Raw genomic sequence first — 21562 nt, 5'->3', positions numbered from 1 at the left:
ACCCGCGCCACAGCGCGCAGCATGGGAGAAGACTGATGAAAGACGTAAGCAATCTCGACGACTTCGAAGTCGGCTACGACATTCCCGCCGTTCCCGGCATGGACGAGGCCGACATCCAGACTCCGTGCCTGGTGCTCGACCTCGACGCGCTGGAACGCAACGTGAAGAAGATGGGCGACTATGCCCGCGAACACGGCATGCGGCATCGCGTGCACGGCAAGATGCACAAGTCCGTCGACGTGGCGAAGCTTCAGGTCGAACTGGGCGGCGCCTGCGGCGTGTGCTGCCAGAAGGTGTCCGAGGCCGAGGTCTTCGCCCGCGGCGGCATCAAGGACGTGCTGGTGTCGAACCAGGTGCGCGACCCGGCCAAGATCGACCGTCTCGCCCGCCTGCCCAAGCTGGGTGCGCGCACCATCGTCTGCGTCGACGACGAGGCCAACGTGGGCGACCTGTCCGCCGCCGCGCAGAAGCACGGCACCGAGATCGAGTGCCTGGTCGAGATCGACTGCGGCGCCGGCCGCTGCGGCGTGACCACGACCGAGGCCGTGGTACGCATCGCCAAGGCGATCGACGCGGCGCCGGGGCTGAAGTTCGCCGGGCTGCAGGCCTACCAGGGCGCGATGCAGCACATGGACAGCTACGAGGACCGCAAGGCCAAGGTCGACGTGGCCATCGGCATGGTCCGCGACGCGGTCGAAGGCCTCAAGGCCGAGGGGCTGGAGTGCGACATTGTCGGTGGCGGCGGCACGGGCAGCTACTATTTCGAGAGCAACTCGGGTGTCTACAACGAGCTTCAGTGCGGCTCCTACGCCTTCATGGACGCCGATTACGGCCGCATCCTCGACAAGGACGGCAACCGGATCGACCAGGGCGAATGGGAAAACGCGCTGTTCCTGCTGACCAGCGTCATGTCGCACGCCAAGCAGCAGAAGGCGATCTGCGACGCCGGCCTCAAGGCGCAGTCGGTCGACAGCGGCCTGCCCTTCGTCTACGGCCGCGACGACGTGACCTACGTCAAGTGCAGCGACGAGCACGGCGTGATCGAGGACCCCAAGGGCGTGCTCAAGATCAACGAGAAGCTGAAGCTCGTGCCCGGCCACTGCGACCCCACCTGCAACGTGCACGACTGGTATGTCGGCGTGCGCGGCGGCAAGGTCGAGACCGTCTGGCCGGTCTCGGCCCGCGGCAAGGCCTACTAGGACCGTCACCGGGCGGGGCGCGACCCCGCCCGGCGCGGATCTGCGCCGGGGGTGTCGCGTCTCCGGCGATACGGCCGTGCCCCGGCCGCGCGCCCCGGTCGACGCGGCCCCGCCGGCCGCACGCCATACGCACGGGTTGTGCATGCGATGTGCATCGGATGTGCAGGCCCGTTTCCGCCCGTTTTCGCCAAGGAGAGAGCGCCCGATGAACGCCCCCGACAAGACAGCAACCGCCGCCAACATGGTCACCATCGTCCCCGAATCCGAGATCGGCGGCCTGATGGATGCGGCCTCGGCCTTCGACGCGGTCGAGGCGACCTTCGCCGCCATGGCACGCGGCGACGCCTACAACTTCCCGGTGATCCGCGAGGCGATCGGCCACGCCGACGCGCTCTACGGCTTCAAGTCGGGCTTCGACAAGGCGGCGCTGGCGCTGGGGCTGAAATCGGGCGGCTACTGGCCCGGCAACGAGGCGCGCGGCCTGACCAACCACCAGTCGACCGTTATCCTGTTCGATGCCGACACCGGACGCGTCAAGGCGCTGGTGGGCGGCAACCTGCTGACCGCCTTGCGCACGGCCGCGGCCTCGGCCGTGTCGATCGCGCATCTTTCGCGCAAGGATTCCAAGGTGTTGGGCATGGTCGGCGCGGGGCACCAATCCGCTTTCCAGATGCGCGCCGCCTGTGCGCAGCGCGACTTCGACAAGGTCGTCGGCTGGAATTACCACCCCGAGATGCTGTCGCGCCTCGAGGATACGGCGAAGGAGCTTGGCCTGCCCTTCGAGGCGGTCGAGCGCGAGGATCTGTGCGCGCAGGCCGACGTGATCATCACCATCACCTCCAGCCACGACGCGCAGCTGATGGCCGATTGGGTCAAGCCGGGCACGCATGTCGCCTGCATGGGCACAGACACCAAGGGCAAGCAGGAGGTCGACCCCGCCCTGCTGGCCCGCGCCTCGGTATTCACCGACGAGGTCGCGCAGTCGGTCACCCTGGGCGAGGCGCAGCATGCCGTCGCACAGGGCCTGATCAAGGAGGCCGACATCACCCCGATCGGCGCCGTCATCGAAGGCACGGCCAAGGGCCGCACCTCCGACGATCAAGTCACGCTGTTCGACGGGACGGGCGTCGGGCTGCAGGATCTGGCTGTCGCCGCCAAGGTGGTCGATCTTGCGCTAAAGGCGGGCAAGGCGCAGCAGGTTCCTTTCTGAGCGCGCGGCGCTTGTAACAGCGGCCGCTTCGCGTCAATCCTCGGCCCGTCTACAGGAGACGGGCCGTGACCGGGGATCGCAGGACAATCGCCATCATCGGCGCCGGGATCGTCGGCGTCTCGACTGCGCTTTGGCTTCTGCGGGCGGGGAACGACGTCGTGCTCATCGACCGCACGGGCCCGGCCGAGGGCGCGAGCTTCGGCAATGGCGGCGTTCTGGCGGCGTCGGGCTTCGTGCCGGCGACCGGGCCGGGCCTGCCCGCCGCCCTGCCCCGGATGCTGATGAGCCGCGACGCGCCGCTGTTCCTGCGCTGGCGCCACCTGCCGCGCGCGCTGCCCTGGCTGCTGCGCTACCTGTCCTATTGCAGCGCCTCCCAGACCACGCGCATCGCCCGCGCCATGGCGGCCCTGACCGAGGGCAGCTACGACGAACACCGCGCGCTCAGCGACGGCACCGAGGCGGCGCGCTACCTTTTCGCGTCGGATTACCTGCACGTCTTCCCCGACCGCGCGGCGTTCGAGGCAGAGCGCGCCGAGTGGGATCTGTGCCGCGCGGCGGGCTACACCTGGACCGAGATGGACCGCGCCGCGCTGAAGGCCTACGACCCCGCGTTTTCCTCTGCGACCGGCTTTGCCGTGGCGCTGCCGGGCCATGGCTACGTCTCCGATCCCGCCGCCTATGTCCGCGCGCTCGCGCGGCACGCGGAAAACGCCGGGCTGCGCCTTCTGCGTGCCGACGCGACCGCCATCGTCACCGAAGGCGGAGAAATCCGCGGCGTCCGGGCCGGGGGCGAGGTGGTCGCCTGCGACGCGGCCGTGATCGCGGCGGGCGCGTGGTCGGCGTCGCTTTGCCGGCAGCTCGGCCTGCGCGTCCCGCTGGAATCGGAACGGGGCTACCATCTCGATCTATGGGAGCCTTCGATCACCCTGCGTGCGCCGACGATGGTCTCGGGCGGGCAGTTCGTGATGACGCCGATGGAGGGCCGCCTCCGCCTGGCCGGCGCGCTCGAGATCGGCGGATTGACGGCCGGCCCCTCGGACGCGCCGGTGGCCCTGCTGCGCAGGCTGGCGCGCGCGGCCCTGCCCGGCCTGCGCTGGTCGCACGAGACGTCGTGGCTGGGCCACCGACCGGGCATCCCGGATTCGCTGCCGGTGATCGGCGAAGTGCCGGGCGCGCAGGGCGTCTGGACCGCCTTCGGGCACCACCATCTTGGCCTGACCTCGGGCCCCCGCACCGGGAAGCTGCTGGCGCGGATGATCGCCGGCGGTCGGCAGAACACCGACATGGCCCCCTACGCCCCCGCGCGCTTTTCCCGAAGCGCCTGAAAAACCGTCGCCACGCCGCGCAATCGCGCGCCTGTCGTTCGAAAGCATTGTCGAACCACGGCCCCGATGTATGGTGGTGACATGACCGAGACACCGATCTTCGACGAGATGTGGGGCCGCGACCAGACGCTGCGCCAGCCCTACGCGTCCTTCAACAGCTGGCTCGAAACCGAGGACACGGCCCGCCTGCGCGCCAAGCAGCGCGAGGCCGAGGAGCTGTTCCGCCTGTCGGGCATCACCTTCAACGTCTACGGCCGCGCCGAGGCCGAAGAGCGGCTGATCCCCTTCGACATCATCCCGCGCATCATCTCGGGGCGGGAATGGCAGCGGCTGACCCGCGGGATCGAGCAGCGCGTGCGCGCGATCAACGCCTTCCTGCACGACATCTACCACCGGCAGGAGATCGTGCGCGCCGGACGCCTTCCGGCCGAGATGATCGCCCGCAACGAGGCGTTCCTGCCGCAGATGATCGGCGTCACGCCGCCGGGCGGGATCTACACCCACATCGTCGGCATCGACTTGGTGCGCACCGGCGACGACGAGTTCTTCGTGCTCGAGGACAATGCCCGCACGCCGTCGGGCGTCAGCTACATGCTCGAAAACCGCGAGACGATGCTGCAGATGTTCCCTGAACTCTTCAGTCGCAACCGCGTGCAGCCGGTGCAGAACTACCCGCGCGACCTGTGCACCTCGCTCATGGCCTGCGCGCCGGACATGCAGCGCGCGAACCCTGCGGTCGCGGTGTTGACGCCGGGGATCTACAACTCAGCCTATTTCGAACACGCCTTTCTGGCCGACCAGATGGGGGTCGAGTTGGTCGAGGGACACGACCTGCGCGTGGTGGACGGCCGCGTGGCTATGCGCACCACCGAAGGCTACAAGGCGATCGACGTGCTCTATCGCCGGGTCGACGACGATTTCCTGGACCCGCTGAACTTCAACCCGGAAAGTGCGCTGGGCGTGCCCGGCATCATGGACGTCTACCGCGCGGGCGGCATCACGATCGCCAACGCGCCCGGCACCGGCATCGCCGACGACAAGGCGATCTACAGCTATATGCCCGACATCGTCGAGTTCTACACGGGCGAGAAGGCGATCCTGAAGAACGTGCCGACCTGGCGCTGCTCGGACCCTGACAGCCTGGCCTACGTGCTCGACAACCTGTCCGACCTGGTGGTCAAGGAGGTGCACGGATCGGGCGGCTACGGCATGCTGATCGGCCCCACCGCGACCAAGAAGGAGCTGCGCGAGTTCGCGAAGAAGCTGAAGGCTCGGCCCGGCAACTACATCGCGCAGCCCACGCTGAGCCTGTCGACGGTGCCGATCTTCACCAACAAGGGGCTGGCGCCCCGCCACGTCGACCTGCGGCCCTTCGTGCTGATGAGCCCGGGCGGCATCAACGTCACCCCCGGCGGGCTGACGCGGGTGGCGCTGAAGAAGGGCAGCCTGGTGGTGAACTCGTCGCAGGGCGGCGGCACCAAGGACACCTGGGTGCTGGAGGACTGAGGCGATGCTGGGCAAGACCGCGAACGGGCTCTTCTGGATGTATCGTTATCTCGAGCGGGCCGAGAACACCTCGCGCCTGATCGAGACCGGCCAGCGCATCGCGCTGACCCGACTGGGCGACGGCGACGAGGAATGGGAATCTGTCCTGCAGACGGCGGGCATGGCGTCCGGCTTTCACGCCCACAACGAAGAGTTGGGCAAGGACGCCGCGATCGACTGGATGCTGAGGGCGCGCGAGAATCCCTCGGCCGTGCGATCGACCATCGGGGCGGCGCGGCAGAACGCGCGGCTGGTGCGCACGGCCCTGACCGGCGAGGTCTGGGAGGCGATGAACCGCGCCTACATGGGGTCCGAGGAGCGCCTGGCCCGGCGTGTGTCGGAACGCGACCTGCCCCGCGTGCTGGGGCTGGTGCGGCAGGGCACCGCGCTGGTTCGCGGCGCGACGCTGGGAACAATGCTGCGCAACGACATGTACGATTTCGCCCGTCTGGGCACCTTTCTGGAACGCGCGGACAACACGGCGCGCATTCTCGACGTGAAGTACTATGTCCTGCTGCCGGGGATGAGCGCGGTGGGATCCAGCATAGACAACGTCCAGTGGGAGACGATCCTGCGTTCCGTCTCGGCGCGCGGCGGGTTCCGGATGGAATACGGCGGGGCGGTCGAGCCGCGCAACATCGCGCAGTTCCTGATCCTCGACAAGCGGATGCCCCGCAGCCTGGCCTTCTGCGCCGTCAAGCTGCGCGACAACCTGGGCTACCTTGCCTCGAACTACGGCACACGCCCGCAATCGCTCGAGATGGCCGATGCGCTGGTGCGCCGCCTCCTGACCCACGACATCGAGGCGGTCTTCGATTTCGGCCTGCACGAATACATCGAGGAAGTGATCGGCGCGCTGGGCACGCTCGGCCGGCAGATCGAGATCGACTTCCGCTTCTACGAGTGAGCCCCATGCGCCTCAGCATCAAGCATGCCACGCGATACCGCTTCGACACACCGCTGACCTACGGGCTGCAGCAATTGCGAAAGACGCCGAAGTCCAGCAACGGGCAGCACGTGCTGGACTGGGTGACGCGGATCGAGGGCGGCAAGCGCGAAGTGAGCTTCGAAGACCACCACAACAACGTGGTCGAACTGATCAGCTTCGACCGCGGGACGACCGAACTGGAGGTCGTCAGCGAAGGGCTGGTGACCATCGACGACACCTCGGGCATCGTCGGCCCGCATCGCGGGCCGGCGCCGCTCTGGCTGTACGCGCGCCCGACCGACCGCACGCGCGTCGGGCCTGCCACGCGAAAGCTGTTGCGCGGGATCGACGGCGACAGCGATCTGGCGCGGCTGCACGCCCTGTCGGCCGCCATCAGCGAGGCGGTGGTCTACCTTGTCGGTGCATCCGAAGCGACCTGGACTGCCGAGGACGCGCTGAACGCCGGCGAAGGCGTCTGTCAGGACCACACCCACGTCTTCCTGGCCTGCGCGCGCGAGCTGGGCTTTCCCGCACGCTACGTGTCGGGCTACCTGCTGATGGATGGCCAAGTCCGGCAGGACGCGATGCACGCTTGGGGCGAGGCGCATGTGGAGGGGCTGGGCTGGGTCGGCTTCGACGCCAGCAACGGCATTTCGCCGGATGCACGCTACGTCAGGGTTGCAACCGGGCTGGACTACGCCGATGCGGCGCCGGTCACGGGGCTGCAGGTGGGCGGCCACGGCGAGGCTCTGCGCGTGGATATCGCGGTCCAGCAGCAATAGGGGAAGATCAGTGACCTATTGTGTCGGGATGGTCCTGGACAGGGGCCTCGTGTTCATGTCGGACACGCGCACCAATGCCGGCGTCGACAACGTGTCGACCTTCCGCAAGATGTTCACCTGGGAAAAGCCGGGCGAGCGGGTGTTGGTGCTGATGACCGCCGGCAATCTGGCTACGACGCAGGCGGTGGTCTCGGAACTCGACGAGCGGTCGAAGGCGGTGGACGAACGCGCGCCCTCGCTGCTCGAGGCGCCGTCGATGTACCAGGCCGCGCGCATCGTTGCGGGCATGCTGCGCGACGTGATCGCGCGGCACAACCAGGCCGGCCCCGCGGCGGAATCGCCCTTCGGCGCGACTATGATCCTGGGTGGTCAGATCGCCGGGGGGCCGCCGCGCCTGTTCCTGATCTACGCCGAAGGCAACTTCATCGAAGCGGGCGAGGACACGCCCTTCTTCCAGATCGGCGAGACGAAGTATGGCCGGCCCATCCTGGTCCGGGCCTACGACCCGGACATGGATTTCGAGGCTGCGGTCAAGTTGCTGCTGGTCAGCTTCGACTCCACGGTGAAGGCCAACCTGTCGGTAGGGGCGCCGTTCGACCTGCAGATCGTCCAGCGCGACCAGCTGGCGCTGGGGCCGTCGCAGCGCATTCCGGCGGACGACCCCTATTACGACGCGATCTCGCGGCGCTGGGGAGAAGCCCTGAAAAGCGCGCTGGAATACCTGCCCGACTTCTCGCTGTGAGCCGCGCGTTAGCGGCCGCTGCCCATGCCGTCGGCGGGGTCGTTCGCATCGGGTTCGGTCTGTGCACCGGCCTTGGCGGGATTGGTCTTGTCCGCCGCTTCATGGGCGACGACGTCCTGCAACCGCACCGTCTTGCGCTCGATCCCCCACGGATCGACGCCGATGCGCAGCGCGGCACGACCGATCATGTGCGCGCCGATCGGAGCCGTCAGCAGCAGGAACAGCACGATCAGCACGACCTTGAAGATGACCACCGGCTCTTCGAAATGCAGTGCCACGCCCAGCAGGATCAGGCCCGACGACAGCGTGCCCACCTTGGTCGAGGCGTGCATGCGGATGAACACGTCTGGCTGCCGCAGGATGCCGATCCCGGCGACGACCATCAGCAAGCCGCCGGTGACGAACAGGATGCCCTGAAAAATCTCGATCATGGCCTGTCCTCGTCCGCGTCGTTCCGAGCCCGCCGTTCCAGCATCCGTTCGGCGAAACGCGCCAGTGCGACGGTGGCGAGGAAGCCCACAAGAGCCAGCGCCAGAGCCACGTCGAGGAATGCCGGATCCTCGGCCTGCGTCGCCATCAGCCCGCAGAACGACACGATCGCGACGGTCATCATGTCCAGCGCGACGACACGGTCGGGCAGCGTCGGGCCAAGCGCCAGCCGCAGCAACGCCATGATGACGGCAAGCAGGACCGTCACGAATCCGATGCCGACGCAGATCGTCAGAAAGCTCATGCGGGTCCCTCCACGGCGTCGATCACCCATTTCTCCATGCCCTGTTTCAGGCTGCGGCACACCGCCTCGGGATCTTCGGCGAACATGGCATGCACGATCAGGGTCTTTCGGTCCTCGCTTACGTCGATGCTGAGCGTGCCCGGCGTCAGCGAGATCAGGTTTGTCACCAGCAGGATCCCGGTGTCCGACTTCACGTCCAGCGGAACCTCGATCAGCGCGGGACGTGCGCTGTAGGCCGGCGTGACGATGTCCCATATGACCTGCAGGCTCGAGACCACCAGTTCGTAATGGAACATGATGGCGAGCTTCACGCTGTAATAGACCCGGCCGAAATAGCGCGACCGCATGCCCGTGAGCGGCTGCAGAAGCCACAGCACGCCGTACCCCAGAAGGAACCCGCTGCCGAGCATCAATGCGCTGAAGCTGCCGAAGAACGCGCACCACGAAACGGCCAGCAGCAGGTTGACGCCAAAGGTGTTCATGACGCCTCCTCTGCCAGATCGGCAGGCATCGGCAGCGCGTCGGCGCCCAGGACGGTCCGGATGTAATCAGACGGGTCCAGAAGTTGCTGCGCCGCCGTCTCGGCGAAGCCGATGAAGGGCTGCGGGAACAGGCCGATCAGCATGGTCAGCGCGGCAAGCCCGATGACCGGGGCCAGAAGCCACCGGCGCTGCGCGGTCCCTATGCGCGTCAGCTTCGGCTCCACCCCGTCGGGATGCGCCTTCCAAAACGCTTCGGCCCAGATCTTGGTCATCGAGTAGATCGTCAGCGCGCCCACCAGCAGCGCCACGCCGGCGACCAGCCAGCCCTGCACGTCGAGCGCCGCGGCCACCAGAACATACTTGGCCCAGAACCCCGAGAGCGGCGGAAAGCCCGCGAGCGAGAAGGCGGGGACAAGGAAGAGCGCGCCCAGCAGCGGAGCCGATTTGTACAACCCGCCGATCCGGGCAAGGTCGCTCGACCCGGCGGCGCGTTCGGCGATACCCGCGATCAGGAACAGATTGGCCTTCACGATGATGTGGTGAACCACGTAGAACACCGCGCCCGCCACCGCCAGCGGCGTGTAGAGCGCGAGGCCCAGCACCATGTAGCCGATCTGGCTGACGATGTGGAACGACAGGATCTTGCGCATGTCGTTCTGCGCCGCCGCTCCAAGAACGCCCGTGATCATGGTCAGCCCCGCCACCCACAGAAGGATCGTGTGAGTATAGCCCGTATCCTCGGTGAAGATCATGGTGAAGACGCGGATCAGCGCGTAGACGCCCACCTTGGTCAGCAGGCCGGCGAATACCGCCGACACCGCGTAGGCCGGGGTGTGGTAGGAGGCGGGAAGCCAGAAGAACAACGGGAAGACGGCCGCCTTCACGCCGAATGCGATCATGAACAGCATCGCGACGGTGGTGACCAACCCCTGGTCTTCCAGCGCGGGCACCACGCGGGCAAGGTCGGCCATGTTCAGCGTGCCGGTCATGCCGTAGAGCAGGCCGACGCCCGACAGGAACAGGATCGTCGAGATCAGGTTCAGCGTGACATACTTGATCCCTCCGTCTATCTGCGCGCGCGAGGCGCCGAGGACCAGCAGCCCGAAGCTCGAGATCAGCATGACCTCGAACCAGACGTAGAGGTTGAACAGGTCGCCGGTCAGGAAGGCCCCGGTCACGCCGCCGATCAGCACGTTGAACAGCGCGTGGAAGCCCAGACCGGCCTTGTGCTCGTCGATATCGCCCATCGCGTAAAGCGCGGTGGCCAGCGCGGTGATCGCGGTGATCATCGCCATTGCCGCCCCCAGGTAGTCGGCGACAAGCGTGATGCCGAACGGCGCGGCCCAGCCGCCCATCTGTCCGGCGACCACGCCCTCGTCCAGCACGGCGGCCAGCAATGCGCCCGCCGCCACCAGAAGGGCCACGTTGCCTGCGACGCTGATCCGGCGCCCGGCGGGACTGTGCCGCCACAGGAAGGACAGGACCGCCGTCAGGAAGGGCAGCACGAGGGGCGCGGCAAGGATCCAGCTCATACGTCGTTGTCCCCGCGCGGTTCGGCCACGCGCATGTCGTCCGAGAACAGCGTGCCCAGCGCGGAATAGGCCCGCAGAGTCAGCACCAATGCGAAGGCGAACAGGCCGAAGCCGATCACGATGGCGGTCAGCACCAGCGCCTGCGGCAGGGCGTTGGCCACCTCGCCTGCGGGCGCGTAGGCGCCCTCGGGGATCAGAGGCGGCGCTCCCTCGACCAACCCGCCCGAGACGAAGATCGTCAGGTTCGCCGCGTTCGAGATCAGGACCAGCCCGAACAGGAAGCGTAGCACGTTGCGCGCCAGCATCAGATAGACCGCGGCGGCGACCAGTACGCCGATGGCAATGGCAAGCAGGGCCTCCATCAGATTTCCTCTTCCATGGCGAAGACCAGCGTCAGGATCGACCCGAAGACGACCAGATAGACGCCGATATCGAACACCAGCACGGTCGACAGCGGCAGGCCTTTCTCGCCCAGCGCGGCGCCCAGGAACAGCCATTGACCGGTGAACAGATCGTCACCGAACAACGCCGCCGCGATGCCAGCGATAAGCGCGATCCCGAGGCCGACCATGGCGATGTTTTGCGGCTGGACCCTCAGCGACCGGCGGGCATCGGCAACGCCCGAAGCGATGGCAAAAAGCACGAACCCGATCGCGCCGATCAGCCCGCCGATGAAGCCGCCGCCGGGCTCGTTGTGGCCACGCAGCAGCATGTAGAGCGAGAAGACCAGCAGCAGCGCCGAAAGATAGCGCGTGCCGGCCCGAAGGATGATCGAGTTCATCTATCGCCCCCTTTCGAAGGCCGGGCCCGCAGCAGCGCGTAGGCCGACAGCGCGGCAATGATCACCACCGAGATCTCGCCAAACGTGTCGAGCGCTCGGAAATCCACCAGGATGACGTTGACGATGTTGCGTCCGTGCGCCTCGGGGTAGGACGCCACCTCGAAGAAATCCGTCAGGCGGCGGTCGACCGGGGTGGCGATCACCGCGAAGATGACGGCACTGACGGCACCGCCGACGCCCACGGCCAGAAGCGCGTCCAGAGGGCGCCAGTCTTCCGACGCACGGTCGAGCTTGGGCAGCCGCAGCAGTGCGACGGCGACGAGGACGACGATCAGCGTCTCGACCATCAGCTGCGTGATCGCGACGTCGGGCGCCGAGAACACGATGAAAATCATCGCGACGCCGATCCCGACCACGCCCAGCGAAGCCATCGCGGTGATGCGCGAGGTGGTCAACGTTGCCAGCACGGCGCCCACGATCATCAGCATGACCAGCGCGACGTTCATCCACGTCACGTCGCTCAGATCCGGCATCGGCACGCGAACCCCGCGCGCAACCATCGTCGCAACCAGCCCGACGAGGACGACCAGGAACATCACCGCCATGTAGCGGCGAAGCACGCCCGACTGCAGCAGCGCGGTCTGCCACGCAGCCAGCGCCTTCAGCCCGTCAAGGAACCTGTCCCACCAATCGTCGAGCGTCGGCGTCGCGGCGTCGGCGCGCGCCAGCGCGGCGCGCAGCGACCGGTGCAGCGCGTACAGAAGAAAGCCGAGCGCGAAGGTCGCCAGCGACAGGAAAAGTGGCAGGTTCACGCCAGCCCACAGGTGCAGGTGTTTCGTCTGGTCCGGGTCGCCCAGCAATCCGCCGACAAGCGGCGCGATCATCGACTCCTCGATCAGCCAGGGGAAGGTCCCGAAAGCCAGCCCGCCCAGCGCCAGCAGCAGCGGCCCGGCCAGCATCGGCCAGGGCGCCTCGTGCGGGGTTTTCGGCAGCTTGCCGCCCGGCTTGCGCCAGAACGGGCCCAGCGCGACCACGCCCGCCACCGCGACCATCAGGGCGTTCGCCGCCAGCGCGGCCGCGGTCACGAAGACCGGGCTGGATTCCGCGACGATCGCGCCGGCATAGATCAATTCCTTGCCGATATAGCCGATGAAGGGCGGCAGGCCCGCCATCGACAGCCCGGCCAACGCCGCCGCGACCGCGGTCACGGGCATGGCGCGCGCGAGCCCGCCCAGAATGCCCGCCTCGCGCGTTCCTGTCTCGTGGTCGATGCAGCCGACCATCAGGAACAGCGAAGCCTTGTAGAGCGAGTGCACCACGAGGAAGGTCGCGAAGGCCGTCATCGCGTAGGCCGAGCTTTGCCCCAGCAGCAGCGTCAGCGTGCCCAGCGCCATCAGGGTCGTGTAGGCCAGCGCCTGCTTCAGGTCGGTCTGGCGCAATGCCAGCACGCTGGCCAGCACCGCCGTAAGGGCCCCGGCGATGGTCAGCGACCAGATCCATCCGTCGGTACCCGACATGCCCGGATGCAGGCGCGCCAGCAGGTAGACGCCGCCCTTCACCATCGTCGCCGAATGCAGGAAAGCAGAAACCGGCGTCGGCGCGGCCATGGCGTTTGGCAGCCAGAAGTGGAACGGCACCTGCGCCGACTTGGTGAACGCGCCCAGCAGGACCAGCACCAGGATCGCGGTGTAGTGTTCGTGCGCCTTCAGCGCCTCGGGGTCGGTCAGGATCTCGGACAGTTCGAACGATCCGGCCGCGTTGCCCAGGAGGATGAAGCCCGCCAGCATCGCCAGCCCGCCCGCGCCCGTGACCAGCAGCGCCTGCAGCGCCGAGCGGCGGCCCTTCTTCGTCTCGTGCCCGAAGCCGATCAGCAGGTACGAGGTGATCGTCGTCAGCTCCCAGAACACGAACACGCCGATGAGGTTGTCCGACAGGACCAGGCCCAGCATCGCCAGCATGAACGAGAACAGGAACAGCACGAAGCGTGCGAACTGCGGATGCCCGGCGAGGTAGCTGTTGGAGTACAGGAAGACCAGCGTGCCGATCCCCGAAATCAGCAGCGCGAAGGTCAGCGACAGCCCGTCCAGCAGGAACGACAGCGTGACGCCCAGCGACGGCACCCAGTCCACCGCGAGGCGCAGGGGCTCGCCGTCCGAGACGCGCGGCAGCGCACCCAGAAATCCTGCGAAAATCGCCGCCGAGAGCAGGATCGGCAGGATTCCGACCCAGCCGTTGCCGCGTGGACCGTCGCTCATGCCGGAAGGCCCGACCGGCGTGGGATGAATGCGGATGCAAGGCCCGCTCGCGCGCGACGCGGTTCCGGATGCACCATCTGCCTGTGGTTCTGCACGCCGCCCTCCCAAACGATTCGAGCGAAGACCTACCGTTCTATGCCGCGTTGTTCCAATCGAAAGTCGCCGTTACCATGACAGAAACAGCCTATCAACAGACCGGCCGAAGCCTGAATGTCGCAGTTGCGCAATCTCTTGGTGCATGGTCCGCCCCGGTGCGCCGCCTGCCTTGACGCGCTGGACGACATAGCCGCATTGGGTCCGGCGAACAGGGGAAAGCCTGCATGCTCGACAAGCTGGAGATGTTCCTTGCGGTCTCCAAGGAACAGCATTTCGGGCGCGCGGCGGAAAGCCTCGGGATCACGCAGCCCACGCTTTCGGCCGGAATCAAGAACCTCGAGGAACAGCTGGGCGTGCAGCTGATCTTTCGCGGGTCGCGCTATGGCGGGCTGACGCCCGAGGGGCAAAGCACGCTGATCTGGGCGCGCCGCATCGTCGGCGACGCCCGCCAGCTGCGGCAGGAGATGCGCGCGCTGCGCCACGGGCTGGCGGGGACGGTGCGGTTCGCCGTGATCCCGACCGCGCTGACCCGCGCCTCGACGCTGATGGCGCGGTTTGCGCGGCGGCATCCCGCGGTACGGTTCACCGTGCTGTCGCGGTCCTCGATCGACATCCTGCAGATGATCGACAACCTGGACGCCGATGCAGGTCTTTCGTACCTCGACAACGAGCCGCTGGGCCGGGTCAGCACGCAGCCGCTCTACCGCGAGCACTACCACCTGATCTGTGCTTCGAACGCGCCGCTGGCGGGGCGTGCCTCGGTGACCTGGGCCGACCTGCGCGACGCGCCGCTGTGCCTGCTGACCCCCGAGATGCAGAACCGCAGGATCATCAACCGCTGCTTCATGCTGGCCGGGATCGAGCCGCAGGCGATGGTCGAGTCGAACTCGACCGTCATGCTGGTCGCGCACGTGGAACAGGGCGACTGGATGACGATCCTGCCGGCCGAGATGGCGGCCTTCCTGACCGCCGGCAAGCCGCTGGCCAGCGTACCGATCGAGGGCGGCGAACAGGGCCACGCCGTGGGCCTCGTGGCGCCCTACCGCGATCCCCACACCCCGGTGATCGCCGCCCTTCTGGCCGAGGCGCGACGCATGGCGGCCGAGACCTGAGCGGACGCGAAAGCGCCGCCATTGTTTCGGCAGGCATCGCGCGGCGGGCGCTTTGCCGCCGGCGAGCGCTGTTACAAAACCGTCAAGAAACTTTTGCATTGGCATCACAGACTCCCGTTAGCCAGCGCTTCGAGGCCGAATGCTCCGGCCCTGAACGCACACAGGAGTCACCATGTCTTTCACCAAGCTTACCGTGTCGGCGCTGGCCCTCGCGGCCGTCTCTGCCACTGCCGCCGCCGCCCGTGACGAGATCCGCATCGTCGGATCCTCCACCGTGTTCCCCTACACCCAGGCCGTGGCCGAGCAGTTCTCGAACAACACCGGCGCCCCGTCGCCGATCGTGGAATCGACCGGCACCGGCGGCGGCATGCAGATATTCTGCGGCGGCATCGGCGAGCAGCACGCCGACATCACCGGCGCATCGCGCGCGATGAAGGCGTCGGAGTACGAGCTGTGCCAGCAGAACGGCGTGACCGACATCTCCGAGGCGCTGATCGGCTTCGACGGCCTCTCGCTGGCCGTGTCGCGCGCCAACGAGAACGACTGGGACCTGACGCTGTCCGAGATCTACCAGGCGCTCGGTGCGCAGGTTCCGGTCGACGGCGAGTGGGTCGACAACCCCTACACCAAGTGGAGCGAGATCAACCCCGACCTTCCCGACGTGGAAATCCTCGCCTACGGCCCCCCGCCAACCTCCGGCACCCGCGACGCGTTCGTCGAGCTGGCGATGCACGCCGGCTGCGAAGAACTGCCCTACGTGCAGGAAGCCGGTCATGACGGCGACTGGATCGAGGAAAACTGCTCGCGCATGCGGACCGACGGGCCCTTTGTCGAAGCAGGCGAGAACGACAACCTGATCGTGCAGCGCCTCGAGGCAGACCCGAACGCCATGGGCATCTTCGGTTACTCGTTCCTCTACGAGAACCTCGACAAGCTGAAGGGCGTCAAGATCAACGGCGTCGAGCCGACGACCGACACCATCGCGGACAAGTCCTACCCGATTTCGCGTCCGCTGTACTTCTACGTGAAGAACGCACATCGCGGCGTCATCCCGAACCTCAACGAGTTCCTTGAGGAATACATGTCGGACGATGCGCTGGCCGAAGACGGCTACCTGGCCGAGCGCGGCCTGGTCGCCCTGGCCGAGGATCGCCGCGAAGAGCTGCAGGACGCGGTCCTGAACGGCAAATCCATGGAAGCCCCGGAATAACACGCGTCTTCGCTGAGCCAACGTGCGGGCCGGTCTGTCGGCCCGCATCCTTTACTACAGGGCCTCCCATGACCGGTTTCGCATTCCTCCTGCTGCTAATGGCCGCCATTCTCGGCTACATGCTCAACCGCTACGCCGCGCAGTCCGTCCGGGCCGGCGGCGGCCGGTTCCATTCGCTGACCGGGTATCACGGGATGTTCTCGGCGCTTCTGGTGCTGGTGCCGGTCCTGACGATCATCCTGGCCTGGCTGGTCCTGCAGGGCCCGCTCATCGACCGGATGGTCATGGGCGGCCTGCCCCAGGGCGCGCTGCAAGGCCTCGACACCGGCGGCAGGCAGCTTGTCCTTGCCGAGATCAAGTCGATCGCCGGCGGCCGCGTCTTCGGCACGCCCGAGGACTGGAAGCTGGCCGCGGCCGACCGGCTGGTGGCGCTTCGGGAAACCTCTGGCTGGCTGCTGGTCGTCGTGGTGGCTGTCCTGGGCCTGTCCATCATCGCTTTCGCCCGCAGCCGGGTGTCCGCGGGCTTCCGCGCGCGCCAAGGGGTCGAGCGCATCGTGTCCGGGCTGATGATCTTCTGCTCGACCGTGGCGGTCTTCACCACCGTCGGCATCATCCTGTCGCTGACCTTCGAGACCTACAGGTTCTTCCAGGCCGTTCCCGTGTCGGAATTCCTGTTCGGCACGAACTGGGAGCCGCAGATCCCGATCCGCGCGGACCAGATCGCCGCCGAAGGCGCGTTCGGCTGGCTGCCTGTCATCCTTGGCACGATGGTGATCACCGTCGTGGCACTGGTCGTTGCCATCCCCATCGGGCTGCTGTCGGCGATCTATCTCAACGAATTCGCGCCGGGCCGCGTCCGGTCGGTCGTGAAGCCCGTGCTCGAGATCCTCGCCGGCGTTCCGACGGTGGTCTACGGCTTCTTCGCCATCCTCGTCGTGGCGCCGGCGATCCGTTCCTTCGGCGCGACGATCGACATCGACGTGGCGCCGAACACCGCGCTCGCCGCGGGCGGCGTCATGGGGATCATGCTGATCCCGTTCATCTCGTCCTTCGCCGACGACGCCCTGTCGGCCGTGCCGCAGGCGATGCGCGACGGCTCGCTTGGCCTTGGTGCGACGCGCGGCGAGATGATGACCACCGTGCTGTTCCCCGCCGCCCTGCCCGGCATCGTCGGAGGCATCCTGCTGGCGGTCAGCCGGGCCATCGGCGAGACCATGATCGTGGTGATGGCCGCGGGCCTCATGGCGCGGATGACGATCAACCCGCTGGACAGCGTGACCACGGTCACGGTGCAGATCGTGACCCTGCTGATCGGCGACACGTCCTTCGACAACCCTAAGACGCTGGCGGCCTTCGCGCTGGGGATGATGCTGTTCCTGGTCACCCTGGTCATCAACATCTTCGCGCTGCGCATCGTGCGCAAGTACCGCGAAGCCTACGATTGAGGCACCTTCCATGACCGATGTCACCAACAGGCCGCCCGGCCGGACCCCGAACCGCGCGAGCGAGCTGGTCGCCGCGTCGCTGAAGCGGCGCCACGCGAAACAGGCGCGGCTGAAATGGCTGGGCATGGGCGCAATCGGCATCGCCTTCCTGATGCTGTTCATCCTGGTCGGGTCGCTTGTGTCGACGGGCTGGCAGGCGTTCACGCAGACGCACGTGACGCTGGACGTCTACGTTGACCCCGACGAGATCGAGGCCGAAGACCTGCCCCGGGGCGATTTCGACGATGTCCTGGTGGACTCGCTCGCGTCCATGCTGCCCGAGGTGGGCACCGAGGACCGCGCGACCGCCCGCAGCGTCGCCGGCATCCTGTCCAACGGCGCGCAGTTCATGCTGCGCGACCTTGTCGTGGCCAACCCGTCCCTGATCGGAGAGACGATCACGATGACGGTGCCGGTCTCGGACCCCTACGACCAGTTGAACAAGGGCCTGATAGAGCGCGCGACGCCCGAGGCGCTCCGCCGCGTGAAGGACAACGAGATCGCCTGGTTCGACACACTCGCCGAGCAGGGGGCAGTTTCCAAGCCGTTCAACTGGGCGCTGTTCACCAACGCGGATTCGCGCTTTCCCGAACTCGCCGGCCTGAAGGGCGCGCTTGTAGGGTCGTTCTGGGCGCTGCTCGTCTGCTTCCTCATATCCTTCCCGCTGGGGATCGGAGCGGCGATCTACCTCGAGGAGTTCGCGCCCAAGAACAAGCTCAGCGACTTCATCGAGGTGAACATCAACAACCTCGCGGCGGTGCCTTCGGTGGTGTTCGGCCTGCTGGCGCTGGCGGTGTTCATCAACTGGTTCGGGCTGCCGCGCTCGGTCCCGTTCGTCGGTGGCCTGACGCTGGCCCTGATGACCATGCCGACCATCATCATCGCGACCCGTGCCGCGCTGAAGGCGGTGCCGCCCTCGATCCGCGAGGCAGCGATGGGCCTGGGCGCGTCGCGGCAGCAGGTGGTGTTCCAGCACGTCCTGCCGCCGGCAATGCCGGGCATCTTGACGGGCACCATCATCGGCCTTGCGCAGGCGCTGGGGGAAACCGCGCCGCTGCTGCTGATCGGGATGAACGCCTTCATCACCTCGGCCGCCTCCGGCCCCTTCGACAGCGCCACCGCCCTGCCGACGCAGATCTTCATCTGGGCCGACAGCCCCGAGCGCGGCTTCGTCTCGCGGACATCGGCCGCGATCCTCGTCCTGCTGGGCTTTCTCGTGGCGATGAACGCGGTCGCGATCTTCCTGCGGCAGAAGTTCCAGCGCAAATGGTAACCGTCCCGGAAAGGACAAGCCCATGAACGACATTAGAAAGATCGAGCGGGACGTGAACATGGCGAACACCAAAATCTCGGCCCGCTCGGTGGACGTGTTCTACGGCGAGACGCACGCGATCAGGAACGTCTCGGTCGACATCGCCGACAGGACCGTGACCGCATTCATCGGCCCGTCGGGCTGCGGCAAGTCGACCTTCCTGCGCTGCCTCAACCGGATGAACGACACGATCGAGACATGCCGCGTGACCGGCGACATCGAATTGGACGGCCGGGACATCAACGCGCGGTCGGTGGATGCCGTGCAGCTGCGCGCCCAGGTCGGCATGGTGTTCCAGAAACCAAACCCCTTCCCCAAGTCGATCTACGACAACGTTGCCTACGGGCCGAAGATTCACGGCATGGCGCGCAACAAGGCCGAGTTGGACGAGATCGTGGAAAAGGCCCTGCGCCGCGGCGCCATCTGGGACGAGGTCAAGGACCGCCTGCACGCACCCGGTACGGGCCTGTCGGGCGGCCAGCAGCAGCGCCTGTGCATCGCGCGTGCCGTCGCGACCGAACCCGAGGTGCTGCTGATGGACGAGCCGTGCTCGGCCCTCGACCCGATCGCGACGGCCCAGGTCGAGGAGCTGATCGACGAGCTGCGGCAGGATTACGCGGTCGTCATCGTGACCCATTCGATGCAGCAGGCCGCGCGCGTCAGCCAGAAGACGGCGTTCTTCCACCTCGGCGATCTGGTCGAATACGACGACACGGACAGGATCTTCACCAATCCCCGGGACCAGCGCACCGAAAGCTACATCACCGGCCGCATCGGATAAGCGAAGGGCATCATGGAACAGCATATCTCATCGGCCTTCGAGCGCGATCTCGAAGGCATCCAGGCGCAGATCATGAAGATGGGCGGCCTGATCGAGGCGGCGATCCGCGACGCAGCGAAGTCGCTGGCCACGCACGATGTGGAACTGGCCGAACGGGTCCGGGACGGCGACGCGGCGGTCGACGCGCTCGAGGACATGCTCAACGACGAGGCCGCACGCGTCATCGCGCTACGCGCGCCCACGGCAATCGACCTGCGGGTGATCCTGTCGGTGATGCGCATGTCGGCCAACCTCGAACGGATCGGCGACCTGGCCAAGAACATGGCCAAGCGCACCGGCATCCTGATCGAGATGCCCGAGATCGGAGGCGCCGCGAAATCGCTGCGCCGGATGTCGCGCGAGGTCGAAGCCATGCTCAAGGACGCGCTCGACGCCCATATCCAGCGCGACGAGGCGCTGGCCCGGGACGTGATCGCGCGCGACCTGGACGTCGACCAGCTCTACAACACGCTGTTCCGGGAATTGCTGACCTTCATGCTGGAGGACCCGCGCAACATCACGCCCTGCATGCACCTGCATTTCATCGCCAAGAACATCGAGCGCATGGGCGATCACGTCACGTCCATCGCGGAACAGGTGGTTTTCCTGACATCGGGCACCCGGCCCGGCGACGTGCGTGCGAAAAGCGACCGCACCTCGTGCGACCCGGCCTTCAGCACGCCCGTCGCGGCGCGGGACGTCTGAGATGGCCGGGGGACAGCCGACGGTGCTGGTGGTCGAGGACGAGGCCGCGCAGCAGGAAATCCTCAGCTACAACCTCGAGGCCGAGGGCTTTCGCGTGGTTCGTGCCTGCGATGGCGAAGAGGGCCTGATGAAGGTGGTCGAGGAAGCCCCCGACATCATCGTTCTGGACTGGATGCTGCCGAACCTGTCGGGGATCGAGGTCTGCCGCCAGGTGAAGATCCGGCCACAGACGCGCAACACGCCGATCATCATGCTGTCCGCCCGCTCCGAGGATGTCGACCGCGTGCGCGGGCTGGAAATGGGCGCGGACGATTACGTGGTCAAGCCGTATTCGGTCCTGGAACTGATGGCGCGGGTGCGCGCGCAACTGCGCCGAGTCCGCCCCTCTTCGGTGGGCGTGCGGCTGGAGTTCGAGGACATTGAACTGGATTCGGAGACCCATCGGGTCACGCGCGCAGGCGCGGCCGTGAAGTTGGGGCCGACCGAATTCCGCCTTCTGTCGACGTTCCTCGAAAAGCCGGGTCGCGTGTGGTCGCGCGAACAGCTTCTGGACCGGGTCTGGGGGCGCGACATCTATGTCGACAGCCGGACGGTGGACGTGCATGTGGGCCGGCTGCGCAAGGCGCTGTGCGCGCATGGCGGCGACGATCCGGTGCGCACGGTGCGTGGCGCCGGCTACGCGCTGGGCTAGCAGGCCGCGACACCCACCTGCGCGGCGTGAGGGCCGGCCACGGGTCCGGCGACACTCGAGCGCAGGCATTCGGATCGCGGACGCGACGAAGGACGGCTGCACCGGATGTCGGAAGTCGTTGCCGCTGCGGAACTCTGGCCAACAAAGCCATCGCAGGCCCTATGAACGACCGCCCGGATCAAAGCGGTCGGGTGTCGTGATCGAGTGTAGGTGGGGTGGTGGCGGACCGAGGAGGACTGCCCCACGCAAGCAAAATCAATGGACTAAAAGATCTTAGACACTTTTCGGGGCATTATGTTGCTCAATGAGTTGTGCAGGCCGATGTCTAACCATCGGACGCTGGAACGCTGTCAAGAGCATTCGTGGTGCAGGCCACAGGAGAGGACTCTCGCTTCCGGTCCAGCCGTTGTTTAAGCCCTGCAAAGTCCTCGGCCACTTCAAGGCGCATCGAATCCGGAAGTTTCTCCGCCGTGGCCTCACCATCGTCGAGAAATTCCCGCGCCCGACCATGATCGGCCATTTCGGCTTTGTTGCGCAAAGGCGAGGTGAGGGATTCATCTTGTGAATCCAGCGTGGTAGCTGGCCTGCATGAGCAGACCAATCCCGCCGAGCTACAAG

At 66.9% G+C, this 21562-nt stretch carries 22 protein-coding genes; 14 read left to right on the top strand and 8 right to left on the bottom strand.

Going from position 1 to position 21562, the window contains the following annotated elements:
- Window positions 1-35 precede the first annotated feature (35 nt).
- The 7 genes from bhcC to BLW27_RS11220 all read left to right on the top strand — a co-directional run bounded on the left by bhcC (window position 36) and on the right by BLW27_RS11220 (window position 7731).
- A complete protein-coding gene (gene bhcC / locus BLW27_RS11250; RefSeq protein ID WP_089883323.1) occupies window positions 36-1199 on the top strand; it encodes a 3-hydroxy-D-aspartate aldolase BhcC in 1164 nt (387 codons plus the stop codon).
- 205 nt (window positions 1200-1404) lie between these two features.
- Window positions 1405-2409 carry an iminosuccinate reductase BhcD gene (bhcD, locus tag BLW27_RS11245; protein WP_425429294.1) on the top strand — a complete coding sequence of 335 codons (1005 nt, stop codon included), beginning with the start codon at window positions 1405-1407 and terminating at the stop codon, window positions 2407-2409.
- 65 nt (window positions 2410-2474) lie between these two features.
- Complete coding sequence (locus tag BLW27_RS11240; protein WP_089883321.1) at window positions 2475-3734, top strand: NAD(P)/FAD-dependent oxidoreductase; 1260 nt, start codon at window positions 2475-2477, stop codon at window positions 3732-3734.
- 81 nt (window positions 3735-3815) lie between these two features.
- Window positions 3816-5240 (top strand): circularly permuted type 2 ATP-grasp protein, encoded by a 1425-nt coding sequence (locus BLW27_RS11235; protein ID WP_089883570.1) that lies wholly within the window; start codon window positions 3816-3818, stop codon window positions 5238-5240.
- A 4-nt stretch (window positions 5241-5244) separates the two neighbouring features.
- Entirely contained in the window at window positions 5245-6186 is a 942-nt protein-coding gene (locus tag BLW27_RS11230) for an alpha-E domain-containing protein (protein ID WP_089883319.1), read from the top strand.
- Window positions 6187-6191: 5 nt separating this feature from the next.
- Window positions 6192-6989 (top strand): transglutaminase family protein, encoded by a 798-nt coding sequence (locus tag BLW27_RS11225; protein WP_089883317.1) that lies wholly within the window; start codon window positions 6192-6194, stop codon window positions 6987-6989.
- Between the two features lie 10 nt (window positions 6990-6999).
- A complete protein-coding gene (locus BLW27_RS11220; RefSeq protein ID WP_089883315.1) occupies window positions 7000-7731 on the top strand; it encodes a proteasome-type protease in 732 nt (243 codons plus the stop codon).
- An 8-nt stretch (window positions 7732-7739) separates the two neighbouring features.
- Here the strand turns inward: BLW27_RS11220 and mnhG are convergent, their stop codons facing one another.
- From mnhG to BLW27_RS11185, 7 genes are read right to left on the bottom strand one after another with little or no spacing between them, the layout of a single operon-like run.
- On the bottom strand, window positions 7740-8162 hold the full coding sequence (mnhG, locus tag BLW27_RS11215; RefSeq protein WP_089883313.1) for a monovalent cation/H(+) antiporter subunit G: 423 nt from the start codon (window positions 8160-8162) through the stop codon (window positions 7740-7742).
- Entirely contained in the window at window positions 8159-8464 is a 306-nt protein-coding gene (locus tag BLW27_RS11210; protein WP_089883311.1) for an MrpF/PhaF family protein, read from the bottom strand. Before BLW27_RS11210 ends, mnhG begins: the two co-directional genes overlap by 4 nt.
- On the bottom strand, window positions 8461-8946 hold the full coding sequence (locus tag BLW27_RS11205) for a Na+/H+ antiporter subunit E (protein WP_089883309.1): 486 nt from the start codon (window positions 8944-8946) through the stop codon (window positions 8461-8463). Before BLW27_RS11205 ends, BLW27_RS11210 begins: the two co-directional genes overlap by 4 nt.
- A complete protein-coding gene (locus BLW27_RS11200; protein ID WP_089883307.1) occupies window positions 8943-10478 on the bottom strand; it encodes a Na+/H+ antiporter subunit D in 1536 nt (511 codons plus the stop codon). Before BLW27_RS11200 ends, BLW27_RS11205 begins: the two co-directional genes overlap by 4 nt.
- On the bottom strand, window positions 10475-10840 hold the full coding sequence (locus BLW27_RS11195) for a Na+/H+ antiporter subunit C (protein ID WP_089883305.1): 366 nt from the start codon (window positions 10838-10840) through the stop codon (window positions 10475-10477). The genes BLW27_RS11200 and BLW27_RS11195 overlap by 4 nt, the downstream gene beginning before the upstream one ends.
- On the bottom strand, window positions 10840-11259 hold the full coding sequence (locus BLW27_RS11190; protein WP_089883303.1) for a Na+/H+ antiporter subunit B: 420 nt from the start codon (window positions 11257-11259) through the stop codon (window positions 10840-10842). The genes BLW27_RS11195 and BLW27_RS11190 overlap by 1 nt, the downstream gene beginning before the upstream one ends.
- Complete coding sequence (locus BLW27_RS11185) at window positions 11256-13514, bottom strand: putative monovalent cation/H+ antiporter subunit A (RefSeq protein ID WP_089883301.1); 2259 nt, start codon at window positions 13512-13514, stop codon at window positions 11256-11258. Before BLW27_RS11185 ends, BLW27_RS11190 begins: the two co-directional genes overlap by 4 nt.
- A 320-nt stretch (window positions 13515-13834) precedes the next feature.
- Between BLW27_RS11185 and BLW27_RS11180 the strand changes: the two genes are divergently transcribed.
- From BLW27_RS11180 to phoB, 7 genes are all read left to right on the top strand, one after another.
- Complete coding sequence (locus tag BLW27_RS11180; RefSeq protein ID WP_089883299.1) at window positions 13835-14722, top strand: LysR family transcriptional regulator; 888 nt, start codon at window positions 13835-13837, stop codon at window positions 14720-14722.
- A gap of 172 nt (window positions 14723-14894) precedes the next feature.
- Window positions 14895-15932, top strand: a complete 1038-nt coding sequence (locus BLW27_RS11175) for a PstS family phosphate ABC transporter substrate-binding protein (protein ID WP_089883297.1) — start codon at window positions 14895-14897, stop codon at window positions 15930-15932.
- A gap of 68 nt (window positions 15933-16000) precedes the next feature.
- On the top strand, window positions 16001-17377 hold the full coding sequence (gene pstC / locus BLW27_RS11170) for a phosphate ABC transporter permease subunit PstC (protein ID WP_089883295.1): 1377 nt from the start codon (window positions 16001-16003) through the stop codon (window positions 17375-17377).
- 10 nt (window positions 17378-17387) lie between these two features.
- A complete protein-coding gene (gene pstA / locus BLW27_RS11165; RefSeq protein WP_089883293.1) occupies window positions 17388-18689 on the top strand; it encodes a phosphate ABC transporter permease PstA in 1302 nt (433 codons plus the stop codon).
- Window positions 18690-18711: 22 nt separating this feature from the next.
- Window positions 18712-19509, top strand: coding sequence for a phosphate ABC transporter ATP-binding protein PstB (gene pstB, locus BLW27_RS11160; RefSeq protein ID WP_089883291.1), 798 nt, complete (start codon window positions 18712-18714; stop codon window positions 19507-19509).
- 12 nt (window positions 19510-19521) lie between these two features.
- On the top strand, window positions 19522-20253 hold the full coding sequence (phoU, locus tag BLW27_RS11155; protein WP_177177880.1) for a phosphate signaling complex protein PhoU: 732 nt from the start codon (window positions 19522-19524) through the stop codon (window positions 20251-20253).
- Between the two features lies 1 nt (window position 20254).
- Window positions 20255-20944: a phosphate regulon transcriptional regulator PhoB gene (gene phoB / locus BLW27_RS11150; RefSeq protein WP_089883287.1), complete on the top strand. Its 690-nt coding sequence runs from the start codon at window positions 20255-20257 to the stop codon at window positions 20942-20944.
- A gap of 325 nt (window positions 20945-21269) precedes the next feature.
- Here the strand turns inward: phoB and BLW27_RS21440 are convergent.
- Window positions 21270-21562, bottom strand: a 293-nt coding sequence (locus BLW27_RS21440; RefSeq protein ID WP_218141105.1) for a hypothetical protein, incomplete at its 5' end; no start/stop codon positions are given.

Origin of the sequence: Citreimonas salinaria (assembly GCF_900107235.1) — a bacterium.
Classification (GTDB): Bacteria; Pseudomonadota; Alphaproteobacteria; order Rhodobacterales; family Rhodobacteraceae; genus Citreimonas; species Citreimonas salinaria.
This window is presented reverse-complemented; position numbering and strand designations above follow the sequence as displayed.